This window comes from Brevibacillus sp. JNUCC-41 (assembly GCF_014844095.1).
Lineage (GTDB): Bacteria > Bacillota > Bacilli > Bacillales > DSM-1321 > Peribacillus > Peribacillus aracenensis.
In genome coordinates this window covers 2,768,371-2,784,506 of the sequence record NZ_CP062163.1, presented here as the reverse complement: position 1 = coordinate 2,784,506, position 16,136 = coordinate 2,768,371, and the positions used below count along the sequence as shown (strand labels likewise).

Annotated in this window: 14 protein-coding genes and 1 riboswitch; of the genes, 2 read left to right on the top strand and 12 right to left on the bottom strand. The window is 40.7% G+C overall.

Annotated features, from left to right (window positions below):
• Positions 1-42: 42 nt before the first annotated feature.
• The 12 genes from JNUCC41_RS13550 to JNUCC41_RS13495 all read right to left on the bottom strand — a co-directional run bounded on the left by JNUCC41_RS13550 (position 43) and on the right by JNUCC41_RS13495 (position 14,501).
• Positions 43-828 carry a glucose 1-dehydrogenase gene (locus JNUCC41_RS13550; protein WP_192203454.1) on the bottom strand — a complete coding sequence of 262 codons (786 nt, stop codon included), beginning with the start codon at positions 826-828 and terminating at the stop codon, positions 43-45.
• A gap of 18 nt (positions 829-846) precedes the next feature.
• A complete protein-coding gene (locus tag JNUCC41_RS13545; RefSeq protein WP_192203453.1) occupies positions 847-1,701 on the bottom strand; it encodes a RhaT/GlcU family sugar-proton symporter in 855 nt (284 codons plus the stop codon).
• 169 nt (positions 1,702-1,870) lie between these two features.
• On the bottom strand, positions 1,871-2,455 hold the full coding sequence (locus JNUCC41_RS13540; RefSeq protein WP_192203452.1) for a hypothetical protein: 585 nt from the start codon (positions 2,453-2,455) through the stop codon (positions 1,871-1,873).
• A 36-nt stretch (positions 2,456-2,491) separates the two neighbouring features.
• Entirely contained in the window at positions 2,492-4,444 is a 1,953-nt protein-coding gene (locus tag JNUCC41_RS13535) for a primary-amine oxidase (protein ID WP_192203451.1), read from the bottom strand.
• 85 nt (positions 4,445-4,529) lie between these two features.
• Positions 4,530-5,480, bottom strand: coding sequence for a DMT family transporter (locus tag JNUCC41_RS13530; protein ID WP_192203450.1), 951 nt, complete (start codon positions 5,478-5,480; stop codon positions 4,530-4,532).
• A gap of 76 nt (positions 5,481-5,556) precedes the next feature.
• Positions 5,557-7,029, bottom strand: coding sequence for an aldehyde dehydrogenase family protein (locus tag JNUCC41_RS13525; protein WP_192203449.1), 1,473 nt, complete (start codon positions 7,027-7,029; stop codon positions 5,557-5,559).
• A gap of 178 nt (positions 7,030-7,207) precedes the next feature.
• Positions 7,208-8,053: a helix-turn-helix domain-containing protein gene (locus tag JNUCC41_RS13520; protein WP_192203448.1), complete on the bottom strand. Its 846-nt coding sequence runs from the start codon at positions 8,051-8,053 to the stop codon at positions 7,208-7,210.
• Positions 8,054-8,922: 869 nt separating this feature from the next.
• The gene (locus tag JNUCC41_RS13515) at positions 8,923-10,749 is read right to left on the bottom strand and encodes an APC family permease (protein ID WP_192203447.1); all 1,827 of its coding nucleotides are present in this window, start codon (positions 10,747-10,749) and stop codon (positions 8,923-8,925) included.
• Between the two features lie 138 nt (positions 10,750-10,887).
• Positions 10,888-11,032, bottom strand: a riboswitch (cyclic di-AMP (ydaO/yuaA leader).
• A 193-nt stretch (positions 11,033-11,225) separates the two neighbouring features.
• Entirely contained in the window at positions 11,226-11,378 is a 153-nt protein-coding gene (locus tag JNUCC41_RS13510; protein ID WP_192203446.1) for a hypothetical protein, read from the bottom strand.
• A 5-nt stretch (positions 11,379-11,383) separates the two neighbouring features.
• A complete protein-coding gene (locus JNUCC41_RS13505) occupies positions 11,384-11,839 on the bottom strand; it encodes a GtrA family protein (protein WP_192203445.1) in 456 nt (151 codons plus the stop codon).
• Entirely contained in the window at positions 11,799-12,821 is a 1,023-nt protein-coding gene (locus JNUCC41_RS13500; RefSeq protein WP_076367686.1) for a glycosyltransferase family 2 protein, read from the bottom strand. Before JNUCC41_RS13500 ends, JNUCC41_RS13505 begins: the two co-directional genes overlap by 41 nt.
• A 15-nt stretch (positions 12,822-12,836) precedes the next feature.
• The gene (locus JNUCC41_RS13495; RefSeq protein WP_370662577.1) at positions 12,837-14,501 is read right to left on the bottom strand and encodes a DUF6044 family protein; all 1,665 of its coding nucleotides are present in this window, start codon (positions 14,499-14,501) and stop codon (positions 12,837-12,839) included.
• A 177-nt stretch (positions 14,502-14,678) separates the two neighbouring features.
• Between JNUCC41_RS13495 and galU the strand changes: the two genes are divergently transcribed.
• Together galU and JNUCC41_RS13485 are read left to right on the top strand one after the other, a co-directional pair.
• On the top strand, positions 14,679-15,539 hold the full coding sequence (gene galU, locus JNUCC41_RS13490) for a UTP--glucose-1-phosphate uridylyltransferase GalU (protein WP_192203444.1): 861 nt from the start codon (positions 14,679-14,681) through the stop codon (positions 15,537-15,539).
• A 273-nt stretch (positions 15,540-15,812) separates the two neighbouring features.
• Positions 15,813-15,953, top strand: coding sequence for a hypothetical protein (locus JNUCC41_RS13485; RefSeq protein WP_192203443.1), 141 nt, complete (start codon positions 15,813-15,815; stop codon positions 15,951-15,953).
• Positions 15,954-16,136 lie beyond the last annotated feature (183 nt).

The window sequence follows — 16,136 nt, the reverse complement described above, 5'->3', positions numbered from 1 at the left end:
ATGTTCCTGCTGGGATTCTTATTGCATCAAATTAAACTACATTCATCCTCTTCCCGCTTGGAATGCAGGGTATTTTGTCATTCCCCCGTCAGCGAATAGAGTGATGCCCGTTACATAACTGGACTCTGAAGATGCCAGCCATGCAGCAACCGCAGCAATTTCTTCAGGCTTTCCGATATACCCCATCGGAATCATGCTTTCAAGATCTTTTTTCTTTTCGGAATCTTCAAGCTTGTCGGCATTTATTGGCGTGGCGATGGCTCCAGGACCAATGCTGTTCACACGGATTCCTTTTGGTGCATATTCAAGAGCCAGGGTTTCCGTAAGCAGCTTCACCCCGCCCTTGCTTGCCGCATAGTGAACGAATAAAGGCCAGGGAATCATTTCATGTACACTGGACATGTTTATAACATTCCCTTTAATATCGTTCTCGACAAAATACTTGATCGCTTCACGGCACCCCAGGAAATTTCCGGTTAAATTGGTATTAATCACTCTATTCCAGTCACTTAACGGCATCTCGTGAGATGGAACAGGATTTTCAATTCCTGCATTATTGATGAATATATCGAGTTTCCCGAAATTATTTACCGCTGATTGAACAAGGTTAATCACATCTTCTTCAATGGTGACATCGCCTTTAACAGCAATGGCTTCCCCACCACTTGTTTTGATTTCTTCCATTACACTATCTGCTTCCTCTAATTTAGTACGATAATTAACCACGACCTTTGCCTTTTCCTTAGCAAAGCGAATGGCCATCGCTTTTCCTAAGCCAGTGGATGAACCCGTTATAACAACGACTTTACCTTCTAAATCTGTATACATTTAATCACCCTCCAATTATTAACTTTTTGCCACCCCGAGCATAATCCCAGCTATGATGATCAAGATAATTCCAATTACAATTCCAATTAGTTGGCGCTTCGTTTTCTTTTCACGTAAAATGATGATCCCGCCAATAGTTGAGATGACTATGCCCATTTGTGAAAGGGAAAAACTAGTAGCCACGCCTACACGGGGCTGGGATATGAATAAAAACATGTTCCCTGCAGCCCATATCAATCCCGGAATGATATTGCGAATCGTATATTTGTTAAACGGTTTATGTTTAAAAGTCAATAACAGACCGCCTATCACCATCCCTATCGCTTGAGGGAACAACGCTGACCACCCGTTAACATCAAAAAGACGGGCCACGACCACATAAACCAAATAACCGAATGTCGAGATGAGGAGAATAACGATTCCTTTCTTCAAGTTTCCCGACTTGCCCTCTTTCGATTCTTTATCTTCCAAGGAGGTCAAGACGATTCCTATAATGATGAAGACTAAAGCCAAAACGCCTAAAATAATCGCTTTCTTTGTAGACCATTCGTTAAAAACGATGACCCCGAATAAAGTGGTTGCTATGAGCTGCAATCCTGTTGATATTGGCATCGTTTTGGAAACTCCCATTAAATCAATGCTCTTAAGCTGGTTAGCTTGTCCAACGGCCCAAAACAATCCAGATACGACTCCGACTCCAAACACCAGGAGTGACAACTTAATATCTGCAAAAATATAAACACCAATTGAAAAAATCAAGGCGCCAATCGTTGTACCTAGTGTTTGACTATAGGGTCCTCCCCCGAGTTTCACATTAAATAAAACGATGCTTCCCCAGAATAATGCCGGTAAGAGAGCTAATAATATATCCATTTACAACCCCCATATATGTATGTTCAAAACTAAGCAGGAAATTTCAATTTGTCTTCTTTTAATATGTTCGCATTATTTGAAATGACCCTTGGAAATTTTATGAAATGTTTCCGCAACACAAAAAGGGCTGCAGATGCAGCCCTTTTTGATGTTAGTGACATTATTGCAGCTACCCACCATGTTGATGATGTTGCATGTCCATTTCCGAATCATCACCGACCTTGAAATAATCACTTTCCCAAACAGCCGTCGTTCCGATAATAATGATGGAGAACAAGAGTGTCAGATAGAAAGGTGCAAATCCCCTCCCACTTTTTAGTTCTTTTACATCCTCTCTTTTTATATAAAAAGTCACAAAGAATATACTGGCAAGGTAGATCAGATCCATCGAAACTAGCATGAAAGTTTGTGAATCAAGAGGCAGCATGACCCCAAGCATGGCTCCCATCATTGCCCCCATCAGAGTTGTTGATAGAGATTCCATAACCGCTGTTAAACCGAAAGGCCTTCCGATGATTGCTGCTGCCACTGCACATAATGCGATAGCCAGGACGGTTAAAACCGCCAGCTTGCCGGGCAAAAGGAATGACAGCATTAAACTTAAGGTTAAACTTGTGGTCATGCTTAACATCATGACCATGCATTTTCCCAGGCTAACACCAATATGCTCTTTTTTCTGATGAGCTTTTTTAGAAAAGTAAACTGTATATGCCATGACTATCATAAAACTGGTCAGCAGCAGCATGCGATTCATTTCCCCCTTTACGAGCAATAGTGAAACGATTTATTTTTAATGACAGGAAGAATTACCGCCCATCTGGCAAGCTGAATTCTTTGGTTTTGAGGGAGGCACGTCAAGAGCTGGATTCCGATTGAAAAAGCCCGTCGGTTTCAAAATGAAGCTAATATAAGCGGTAGGCATGACTGGCCAATCTTCAGGTCGGGTTATATGATGGTGGCCCATGTTATACCAGACCACCACATCTTCATTTTCAATGGAGCGCTCGGCCTTAACCCACTCTTCCAACCCATCCCCACCTGCATGTTGGTTTGGGTATCTCCCTGATGCAAACTGTTCTTCAGGATCGAATGGCGTCACCCAAAAATGATGTTTTATAAATCCAGCCCGTTTTAATAAATGCGAATCATCATGGGCGAACGGGAAACAGTTCTCCCCGGCAAACAATTTATAACCAACCGGTTCCCCCAATATATTCGTTTTTGATGGATTGACGATTTTCCAGAAACGCGCTGTGCGCAAATCTAGGTCCCGGACCGCCTCGGATTCATTTTTAAGCAAAGTCGAAACCGGGTAGAAGCCATTTCCATATGGGTTGTCCGGTCCTTTTTCCATACTTTTTGTATTGACTTCATAAACTGAATTTTTAATTCCATCAACCATCATATCAAGCCTCATATTAAAGAAATGCTGATGGTGTGCAGCAAATAATTGAGGTGCAACCAAATTGCCATGCGGGTGCTTCCGGTCAGGTTCGATGGCTTGTGTATGCAATATGCCTGTCAATTTCACTTCAAACTGTATCGTCCCATCCTGAAAGAAATACCAATAAAATCCATATTCGTAATTTCCAACTGTCGAAATGCTCGATAGGACCAATCTTCTTGAACGGCGAACTTCAACATGACCTGTCCTCCAATCCGTATGTTTCCACCCGATTCCAAAATCCTCCTCATGTAAACAAATTGCATTTTTGATATGAATTACATTCCCTTTACTATCCACCAGATTCGCGTCAAAGTACTTTATCTCACCTAGACAGTCACACCCGAGTTCTAGTGAGTTCGCCAACATGCCAATGCCGTATTCCCCTGCATCGAAAGCATTGTTCCTGTTCACCGGATCTGTTGGATCGCCATAAGGCACCACCATCTCGGATAAAGAAGCTCTATACAGGATTGGCCGCTGCACTCCATCATCATTGTAACTGACCGTATGAAGGACAAGACCTTCCCGGGAGTTGAAACCAAAACGGATATTCCATTTTTGCCAATCTATCACATGGCCTTCCGTCGTGAAACTTGGTCCTTTGGGTTGGACTATTTCCAAAGGTTTAACATCCTGCCTCATGTTACCTACTTGATCAGGTGTATAATTTCCATCAAGCGGCGGAAATGGTATGACACCTTTATCCACAATCTTGAGGACTTCCATCTTATTTAAGTCTACAAGGACATATAATCCTGAAATGGGACGAGCATACCCATTATCATATAATGATGTACGGTAATAACATAAAGCCCTGACGATTCGTACATCCACTTCCTCTTCGATTCCAAAATTCCCTGCTGACCATGGATCGACCATGATATCATCCATATTCGTAAGCCCTCTTTTGGCAAAGGCTTTCATCATCTCAGGGTGGCGTTTCACGACTTCCTGACACTCCATGAATTCATCAGCCATTATGGATGGCTGCACTCCCGGAATAAGTTTCCATGACCTTATGCTGCCTTCCGTTAAGGAAACTACAGCCTCATATGTTTTTCCCTCTTTATTATGAAGAATGATACAGAATGCTTCTCTATTGATTCGTTTTTCTTCCCGATAACCCAGAACAATGGATTTTGCAGGTTCCAGTAAGCTGATGTTAGCAAAGCGGTAATGGTCATCCAATCCTTTATCACGTTTTAAAATCTGGACCGTCAGTTTAAGTTCTTCGGCCGTTAATGGATCAAGCGGATGATTTTCCCTCGTCACTTTCATACTAGACGTTTTTTCCATATTAACCTCTCCCTTATAGTTAAAATATCATTCTATCTATTAAGTAAACTTTCCCTCGAAGTGACTCGTGTATAAAGTGCAGATTTCATTTGCCTACCGCATCATCTTTCCCGATAACTGGAATGGACTCTTTTCCTTCCTTTACACTTTCTTTTGATTCTGCAATGAATATCGATAGTATTAATAAAACAGTCGCAATGATATCGACCTTTCGTAATTTATCCCCCAGGAATAACACGGCATATAGCATTGCAGTAATCGGGATGATTGCCGTTGCCATCCCGATGGTGCTTGCTGGTACCTTTGAAATTCCTAAGTACGTGAAAATATAAGCAAATACCCACCCAAGCAAGGTATAGGCTATGACAGCCCCCCATAAACCAAGCGTCATTTTTCCCCAATCAAAGGATATCGCCTCATGAATGGCCATCGGCAGCGTAGTTAGAAAACCCATTAAGCACAGTCCTGCGGCCATTGTCACCGGTGGCACATCCACTGCGAATTTCTTTGCATATACAAAAAACAAGCCCAATGACACAACTGCCAATATCATGAAAGCAATCCCTAATGCACTGGATTCCCCCTCAGTACTCGCACCTGCGAGCTCCATTACCAGAACAGCTGAAACAGCTAGCATGATGGCTATGCCCTTACGGATGTTCAATCTTTCTCCCAATAATATGAAGGAAAGAACCAGCGTTACGGCTGGCACCATACTATTTATGATTCCAGCCGCTATCACACTAGAGTATTTCAAACCATATAAAAGGAAGACCGTATATAATGTAACGGTAAAAAGGGATTGCATGAATATCCCGAAGTACGTTTTATATCCTAGCCCTTTCCACTTGATTCTTTCGTATATTTTCGCTGCTGGCAGTAAGATCATACAAGCGATGCCAAGCGTCATGGCCGTAAACAGCCATACGGGAATGGTTGCCATTGCTACACTGCCGGCCGGGATTGAAAGACCTAAAACAATCATATTCAATAAGATGAAGAGATAGCCAATATTCAGTAAACCCACCCCATTCATACGGATTTATCAAGCGGATAGCAGGAAATCCAACTTAAGCCAGTACCCGTGAGAAGAGCTGATCAAATCCCTGCCCTTAAACTCCATACCAGTTCAAGCCTTGCTCATTCAAATCAATCCACACATTTTTTGTTTCCGTATACATATCCATCGCTTGGATGCCCAGTTCCCTTCCAAAACCGCTTTGCTTCCTGCCGCCAAAAGGGGCTGTACTATCAAGCATGCTAAACGTGTTCACATACACCGTCCCCGCTTTTAACCCCCTTACCATACGGTGCGCCCGTTTTAAATCATTGGTCCATAAACCTGAAGCCAACCCATACAAGCTGTCATTTGCCTTGTTCAATGCATCCTCTTCATCTTTGAACTTGATGACCGACAAAACCGGCCCAAAAATTTCTTCCCGGGCAATTGTCATATCATTGGTGACATTCTCAAAAACGGTGGGCGTGAAAAAATAGCCTTTTCCTGCCAACGTGTTTCTTTCGCCGCCCATGACAAGATTAGCTCCCTGTTCCAGTCCGGCCGCTACGTACTGTTGAATTTTGTTCAGTTGCTGTAAAGAAACTTGCGGTCCCATTTGGGTCGTTTGATCTAAAGGATTCCCTACACGGATGGATTGTGCTTTCTTCACGAATGAATCCATGAATCGATCATATATGCTTTCCTGCACAAAAAGTCTTGTACCCGAGGCGCATACTTGGCCTTGGGCGAAGAAGATACCAAACATGGATCCATTCACTGCATTCTCAATGGAAGCATCATCAAAAACGATATTTGGTGATTTCCCCCCTAATTCAAGGCTGATTGGTTTTAAGTTCTTACTTGCTGCCTGCATGATTAGGCGGCCAGTATTCGTTGAACCCGTAAAAGCGATTTTATCGACGTCCGGATGTGATGAGAGGGCATCCCCCGCTATCTTCCCGTATCCCGGAATAACATTGATGACTCCATCTGGAATTCCGACTTCTTGAAAGATTTTAACCATTTCCAGAATGCTTACAGGAGTTTGCTCAGCTGGTTTGATCACGATCGTATTGCCTGCCGCTAAAGCAGGGGCTAGCTTCCACATCGTCAGCATAAGAGGAAAGTTCCAAGGCACTATGGCTCCTATGACACCGATTGGCTCCTTCAAGGTATAATTGAACCGGCTATTAGGAGAAGCAAGGGTACTTCCCTGGACTTTATTTGCTAACCCCGCATAAAATTCGAGTACATCTATCATGGCTGGCATCGCAATGAATTTTGTCTCATTGATTGGCAGCCCGTTATCTTGTGATTCGACTTCGGCTAGCATATCAGCTTTCTCCCACAGTGCCTGTGCCACTTTATTCAGTAACCTTCCCCTATCCCCCGGCGCCATTCCAGCCCATGGGCCAGATTCAAACGCCCTCCGTGCAGCTTTTACCGCTAAATCAACATCTTCCGGACCAGCCTCGGCAACTACAGCATTCACTTCATCTGTTGCAGGATTAAGTGATTCAAATGTTCTTCCAGATAATGAATCAACCCATCGCCCATCAATGAACAATTGATATTTTTTCCCCATCCATCGTTTCCCCTTTCTAGTGGAAATCTCAAAAACAACCATCGTATATCTATTAAAAGAATAAGGCTGCGCATTATTTTTTTATTGTAAAAAGCGGAACATTCAGAATATTTAAGCTATGGATTAAAACCAAACAAAAAAAAGATCTCGTATGAACGGGATCTTTCCAATGTAATCACTATATATCAATAACATTATATTGGGTTTGACAATTTCCTGAAACGGCATTGATGAATTCATTTGGAGTCATATAACCAAATTTTTTAAATTCATTAATTAAATGTGATTGATCAAAATATCCATTCTCATTAATCACATCCCAAACTGTAAAAGCCCGTTTGTTCAATAACATATGCAGGGAGTTTTGGAACCTCACTATTTGGCTGAATAATTTGGGCGGCATCCCTACATGGGCATCGAATTGCTTTCGCAAGTACCTTGTAGAGTATCCGGTCTCAGCGGCTAATTGATTCATATTTACATTTCCTTTAGAAGAATATATTTTGTCCAAGGAATATTCTATAATGGCAGGCAACTCATTACACGCAAAAATATTAATCCCTATTTCTTCTTTGAATAGCTTTATTCTTCTACGAAAATCCCGTTCTTTTATTAACCTTTCCATAATGGTAGGTCCAATTTTCACCATATCGGCTAAGGGGATTTGGCGATTGATTACCTCCTTCATGGAATATTTAAAATGCTGGGTTTCCTGCTTAGGCAAAAACCTCACACCGAAATATTCACAATTAGCCTGAAAGTTTATCGTTTTGTACTTGAGGACACTCCCGCATACATCTGCGGAGGGGCTATCGGGATCGCAATAAAATAATATGTCGATGCACCCATCGGGAATGACGGACATTGGATTCATTAAATCCCGATTGATTTTAAATTGATAGAATAATGTAGTTGAATGGTCAGAATTTCTTTGTTTATATTCTATATAGTAATCCGATAGAATCTCAAATTCCGGCTGGAATGGAAAATAGTCGAAGGTATTGAAATTCTGAATGATGTTCAACTACCATCACGCTCCTTTTATATTGCATTGTCACCCAGTCCCTTTACCCTTGAAACTTTTGCAAGCAGTGATAATTTCGCAACATTGATACAATGACTTTCATGCTTTCACTAAGCCTGGCTTGCAATTAGGGATTTATTAAAGTAATCGTTTGCCTTGAGTACAGCCGAGAGGGTCATCCATATTTCTTCGAGTTTCCGGAGAGCCGTTCATCATTCTTCCCATGCCTGGATATTATCAACATGAGCGTTGTTTTTATAAATTTTCGACAAGTATTTCCAAAATCCTTTTGACTGAAAAAATTTAAATCATTATGCCTATACCCTCATCTTACTGCAATCCTTTTTCTTGTATGGGTTTCATTAGCAATAATCGTTATTGTGGATTTAATGAGTTTTTAATTAATGTTCTTCTTCAACTACCGGGGGAGTTAGTTGAAGAAAAGCATCTGTAGGGACTGTCTTTTTAGTTATAAGATTATAAAAAAAGAAAACCATATTTAGGCTTCCTATCAGTTTGTAGACATAAGGAGTTCGGAAAACGACTCTTTCATCAAATGAAGGAACCAACTGCCCCGAAGCGACACCTTCAAATCCCCTGGTTTGGTTTCTAACTAAATGCTATAACCAAGTTGATTGGAGTGGGTGTGCAAGACTCCTGCGGGAAAAGCGTGTCCATAAGGGAGACCCACGAAGGCGCAAAGCCGAGAGGGCTTCAGGACCGCCTGCGGAAAGGAGCTGAAATAAACGCCCCAAATTGTACAAGCCATAAAAAAAACACCGCGTAAATGTTAGTTTGGTGTCTAACATTTACGAGGCAGTTCAAGTTTGCCTGCAGTCTGGGCTTCTATATTTCTTAGATACTGGAACTTACTTCTTCAAATGATATGGCACAGTCGTAACAACCACATTCCTTCTATAAAGTAAGTAGGCACGGATCAGTAAACTTGATTGGTTATGAAGAATATTGTGCCAGCCCTTCTTCGGAATGAATTGGGGGATGATCACCGTAACTTTATAATTGGATTCACTCGCCTTATGTTCAACCGTATCCACGAATTTTGTTAATGGCTGAATGATACTTCTGTAATAAGAATTCAGTGTAACCAGTCGGACATCCGGCTGCCACTTTTTCCATTTTTCTTCGAATTTCTTTTCATCTTCTCTTTCAAAAGCAACATAAACGGCAATGACTTGATGCGCTGAAAGAGATTTTGCATAATTTAAAGAGTTCTCGACCACATGAGTTATCCCGGCCACAGGTACGATAATGATATTTCCTTCAATTGGCAAGATCGGCTCACATGTTGTAATCCTTAGTTGGTCACCAACTGCTTCATAATGCTTTCTGATTCGATGAAAAATTAACAGGATAATAGGTATAAAAATCAAAACAGGCCAAACCTGAGTAAACTTGGTCAAGAAGAATATCATCGTGACGATAAAGCTAATAATGGCACCAATTGAATTAATGGTTAATTTCAACATCCAGCCTTTTGGCTTTTCGCGGATCCATTTAACAATCATCCCGGTCTGGGACAGAGTAAATGGAATGAATACCCCTACAGCATAAAGCGGAATGAGATTTTCTGTATGTCCTTCAAATGAGACTATTAAGATGATCGAGGCAAGTCCCAGTATGATTATTCCATTGGAATACCCTAATCGGTCCCCTCTGATCGTAAACGCCCTCGGTATGAATTTATCCTTCGCTAGATTTACCGCAAGCAGAGGGAAGGCCGAATAGCCAGTATTGGCCGCAAGTATCAAGATCAAAGCAGTTGTACCTTGAATGAAGAAATACATGAAATTCCGTCCAAAGATCTCTTCAGCAACCTGGGAGACGACCGTTACCTCTGCGCTAGGGACAATGCTTAAAGAATAGGCTAAGAATACGATTCCCGAAAATAATACAGCTAATAAGGAACCCATCGCTATTAAAGTTTTCGCCGCATTATTCGGTGCCGGATCTTTAAAGTTCGGGATTGCATTGGAAATAGCTTCGACTCCTGTCAATGCGGAGCTTCCTGACGCAAATGCTCTTAGCAGTATGAATAAACTGATGCCCGCTACCGGAGTCCCGATGGGCGTGTGCAATTCAGGTGAAACTCCCCCTGTCAAAATCTTGTAAATCCCGACACCAATCAAGATGAACAATGCTAAAACGAATAGGTACACCGGATAGGCCAAAACAGAGGCCGACTCCGTAACCCCCCGCAAGTTCAGGATTGTAAGCAGAATGACGAAAATGATGGCTATGATGACATTATATGAATGCAGGCCGGGAAAAGCGGACGTGATTGCATCCGTACCTGCAGAAACACTAACAGCCACAGTTAATATATAATCCACCAATAAGGATCCTCCAGCTATCAGCCCTGGATTGACTCCCAAATTATTTTTTGAAACCACATATGCCCCCCCGCCATGCGGATAAGCGAAAATGATCTGTCTATAGGACAAGATCAAGGCGGTTAACAGGATCAATACTCCGATTGCGATAGGGAGGGAATACCAGAATGCTGCAGCACCGACAGTGATCAGAACGATCAATATTTGCTCAGGTCCATAAGCAACCGAAGACAAAGCATCAGAAGATAATATCGCCAAAGCCTTTGTTTTGTTAAGCTTTTGTTCACCAAGTGCATTTGATTTTAAAGGTCTCCCAATCAAGAATCTCTTTATAGAAGATAACATCAAGTATTCACCACCATATTAAATTTATAATTTTATGCTACCCTGCTGTAGCAAAATACAAGAAGAAATAGAAAAATGCCTACAAGTCATAACTAAATAGACCTGTAGACATCAATTTTTTTGTCTAACAAGCTCCACCTTCCTTCTCATATAACGCTTACGAGGTTAGCTGTCGGATTCGGACCTAAGAGTAGCCCTACCTTGAAAGGATTCACCCCTTGGATTGTTGTAACAATCCCAATACCGGGTCCCCCGCACCATAAGGTTTAAGCGATTTAGAAATATGAAACTGTTGATTATCATACTCCCGTGAAATGGAAAAGTAAATGAAAATTTTGCTCGGAAATATAATTATTTTTTGTATGCGAGGTTTTATTCTTGACGTATATTACATAAGTCATGCAAACACATGGTTCGAAGGGAGGAACGGAGCGTCCAAAAAGAAAAAAAACAAAGAGTGAATGAACAAAAGATGGTCAGAAAAGGAATAAATGATTGCCACTTGGAGAGTGTGAAGGATGAAGTGAAACAGATCTGCCCCCAGCTTGAGTCGTTATACTTGCATTGATTTTCGCTTTCGATTCCACTTTAATTCCCATCCAATCGGGGGCATTATCCCACTGCTCCATCCTAATTAGTTCCTGCCTTCTTGAATTGGTCTTAAATTGCTTTTTTTAAAGACAAAGTATTTCTGACCAATATAGTTGAGAACTGTGTAAAAAATGGCTCCTATCATCACAGCCACATTTTGTTGTATGGGTAAATGAACGGATCCTTCCATTGATTCGGCAATAGCTTGGCCTAAAGAATATGCGGCGGAATAACAGATCAGGATGACGCAAAAGAAACGTGCAACTCCCCTTCGCCATTCTATATCACTTTTAAAGGTAAAAGTCCTGTTCAAAAGAAAACTCGTTACAGCTCCCGTACCATTACCGATAAAGGTGGAGACCCAGTAAGATAATTCAAGAACATTCATGAGAAAAAGCATGAGGGAAAGTCCAAGCGCTGTATTGACTATCCCAACCAATAAAAAGCGGATAAAGGAGTTAGTGTGTTTTAGATAGTTTTTCAATACTGTTCCGTTCATTGTCTAGTTGCTCCCGTTTTTTTAAATCGAGCGGATTAAATAGGTCCAGATCAACTATATATTTAGGCCGGCGTTTGGATTCATTATAGATTTTACCGATATATTCCCCAATCAAGCCGACAGCAATCAGCTGTAGGCCACCGATCAACCATATGGAGGTGATTAATGAAGTCCATCCAGTCTCGGTCTGCCCATAAAACTTTAACCATAAAAAGTAAGACCCAAAGAGTAAGCTAATGAAAAACGAAAGACATCCTAGCCATAAAACAAGCCGAATCGGTGTAACTGAAAAGGAAGTAATGCCATCAAGCGCAAAAGCAACCATCTTCTTAAATGGATATTTCGTTTCCCCAGCCAATCTTTCTTTTCGATCATAATAAACAGAGTCCGTCTTAAACCCAATGAGCGGTACGATTCCCCGTAAAAAAAGATTCGTTTCATCAAATCGTTCCAACTCCGCGATCGCCCTTTTACTCATTAGCCGGAAATCCGCATGATTATAGACAAGGTTAACCCCCATCTTGTTCATCATTTTATAAAAACCAGTTGCAGATGTTCGTTTAAAAAATGAATCAAGGTCCCTTTTCTGGCGGACACCGTATACAATTTCACACCCTTCATTGAATTTCCGGATGAATTCAGGGATGACTTGAATATCATCTTGTAAATCTGCATCAATGGAGATCACACAATCCGAGGCTTCTTTAGCTGTAAACAATCCTGCCAGAAGTGCATTTTGATGTCCTGCATTCCGGGAAAGCTTTAGCCCACGAACAAATTCATTATTTATCGTTTCCTTATAAATGATCTTCCAAGTTTGATCTTTACTTCCATCGTCAACCAATAGAATTTTACTTTGACCAGAAACAACGTTTTCTTCAACTAACCCCCTCACCAATCCACAAAGCTGGGAAATGGTATCCTGCAATACGCTTTCTTCGTTATAACAAGGTACAACAATCGTCAGTATCGGTGAATTCACTCTATTCCCCCCTTTTCACATGACTCTGTATAAATAAATTTTCCATACGCTTCCTTTTTTTGTGAAAATCCTATCTAGTACCAATCCGTTTTCCTCCGCGTTGTTGATTGGTATGGCAGAAAATATATACTTGCCACCTAATCCTTTAAACGCATCCATATTAAGGTCTAAATTTTCCAGCTCTTTCCTCGAGCTTTTCTTGAACATATAATGCTTCCCAAGCTCATCGGAAAATAGGTAACAACGTCCTCCCCATTCATCAAAGTAGATTCTGATGTTTTTATTCTTAGCCAATTCGTTTTCAATTATTTGACGAAATTGATGTTTATAAGTAAGTGGATAGAAATTGTTATAGCTATCTAGCGTGTAAAATCCATTAAATTGTGCAATTGCGGGATGCAGTCCAATGCTGGCAACACGATATTCTTCTTGCGGAAGGTCAATATGATCTTTTATTTCCCGAAAAAGGCTTTCTGAATAGAACTCTTTAAAAGAAGGTTTTTTATTATGAGTGATTTCTTCATTGAATCCCATCAAGACCATAATTTGAACGGCGATGAAAATAGAAAGGGTTTTCTTAGCATAATCGCTGTTTTCCCAAATGATCTTTATCGCGAGGGCAAACCCCACGTAAATGACCATCGGCCTTAAGAAGTGAAATCTGGCAAAATTAAAGGTATCCAGGGTGTGAAACCTTTCCGTTAAAGGAACCCAGCCTTTATAAAACCAAAATGCGTACCACGCTGAGAGGATAAAATTCAAGCAAAATAAAAAAACATATACCTTTTCCTGTCTCCACAGTTTTTTGGTCAGAATAATATAAAAGGCAAAAATGGTAATCGGCAGGATGATAAGCGCATGTACAGTCATGACATGCGTATGGCCAAGAACAAAGTTTTTGAATGTAAGTTTAATGACCCACTCGAGGGGCAGCCTTGCGTGAAAATATTCATCTCTGCTGTTTGGCTCCGAATCAAAAATGAATGAAGCAACCAAACGATACTCCACCATTCCAAAAATGACCGTCATATACACGATTGAAAGAAGAAACGTTATATTCCATCCTTTTTTCCTGATCAAATCCGTTAGCCAAAGAAACCCCATTGCAACAAGGAAAAAGAAAAAGCCAAGTACGATGCTTGAATAAAGCGGTAAAAGTGTAAGGACCAAATAATTCTTCCAAGAATGGTCCTTGCCGCGAATATTCAAAAAAGCCCAAAGTGCAAGCGGCATTCCAAGTGTACTGAGCATTCCCGATGGCCAGAATGGGGTAAGGGCAAAGGCTAAGGATGTTCCAACCCTAATCCAGCCTGATCGGGATCCTGTAATCAAATGTTTCTTTAATAGGATATACATACCAAAGAATGCAATAAACCTTGTTAATGCCTGGCTCATTGCATATGCAACCATTGTCGGAAAAAGTGAATGAAGCCACACGATAATACTGAACTCACTGCCAAAAGCATTTCGGGGCAGCCCATTCATAATCTGGGGAATTTTGGCGTCTATTGCACCGAATAACTCACCGCTCTCTGAAAGGACTTTATACCAGGCAAGGTTGGAATCCAAATTATCATGTACGCGAATATGCGCATTTTCCCCAAGGATGAATAAAGGAGAAAGATATAAAACAATGACGAGTAAGGCAAAAAGGATTTGAACTCTCTCTTGATTTTCAATTGGCAAAATATACACCTCTTGACTCAATTCATATATCCATAATATTTGCTTCAAAGGTAAATCTATTCTATTTCAGGGATTTATTTTAACCCATTTTGAAATAGGTCAACCAATGACCACATAAAATGAAGGGTAGAACAAAAAACATATTAAAGAACCTTAAAAAGGGGCTGGGCTATGATAAAGAAAGCGGTGATTCCAGCAGCCGGTTTAGGAACACGATTTTTACCTGCGACGAAAGCTCAACCAAAGGAAATGCTGCCGATTGTCGATAAGCCGACCATTCAATATATTATCGAGGAAGCGGTACAATCAGGGATTACAGATATTATCATCGTTACTGGGAAAAACAAACGTGCAATCGAAGATCATTTCGATAAATCCATTGAACTTGAAATGCTTCTGCAAATGAAAGGTCAAAATGATCTGCTTAAAATCGTGGAGAACATTTCCAACATGGTGGATATCCACTATGTAAGACAAAAGGAACCTTTAGGCCTGGGGCATGCAGTTTTATGTGCCAAAACTTTTATCGGAGACGAACCTTTTGCCGTCTTGTTAGGGGATGATATCGTGGATAGCCCGGTTCCAGCTTTGAAGCAGTTAATGGAACGGTATAACAAGGTTCGTACGAGCATTATCGGATGTAAGGATGTATCACCTGCCGATGTATCCAAGTATGGGATTGTAAATTTCCAAGAACGATATGAGGATATATTTCTGGTAAGAAACTTGGTGGAGAAGCCAAAAGTGGAGGATGCACCATCAACACAGGCGATTATTGGACGATATATTTTATCACCTGCGATTTTTAAAATCCTTGAAACCGCACAGCCCGATCGGAATGGGGAAATCCAGCTTACCGAAGCTTTAGACCTTCTGTTAGAAAGGGAACCAATATACTCGTATATCATCAAAGGAAATCGATATGACGTCGGCGATAAATTCGGCTTCCTCCAAGCTTCATTAGATTTCGCCATGAAACGACCTGAACTTCGTGATCAGCTAATAACATATTTAAGGCAGTTGTTCCCTTAATGAAATGAATATACCTCCGCCCAATTACCTAGAGGTAATTGGGCCATTTCCACATCGGGTTCACCCCTCTGGTTGTAAAATGATCCACTAACATATCCCCCTTACCATAATCTCTAAGCGAAATGTTTATAATAAACGCTTCCGTGAAATGTAAAAGCGAGTGAAAATGTTCGCCATAGAAAGAATAATTTATTATCAGTGAGGTTATGTTGATAACGTATCCTTCATTATTGATCCTAACAACGATTTCCAGAAAGGGTTGTTGAAAAACACATGCACAAAAAAACTAAAAATCCAATAATATCCGATGAGTTTTTAGATCAAGTGGTTAAGGAAATCAATGCACAATTTGGCGGGCCCATTAATAAAAAAAATGATCGTTTCCTGCATGGGGACGATGAAGAAAGAACTTGAAAACCATTAATCCAAAGCTTTCATGAAAGACTCTGGCTCTATTCATCCAGAGTTTTTTTTTGCTAACTTATGAAACTTTATTTTTTCCATAGAATTATTTGCCCTTTCTTTAATGACTTGTCCAAACCGATTTAGCTTATCCTCATAGAATGATTATATGTAATTATTTTAAAGAAAGGGGAA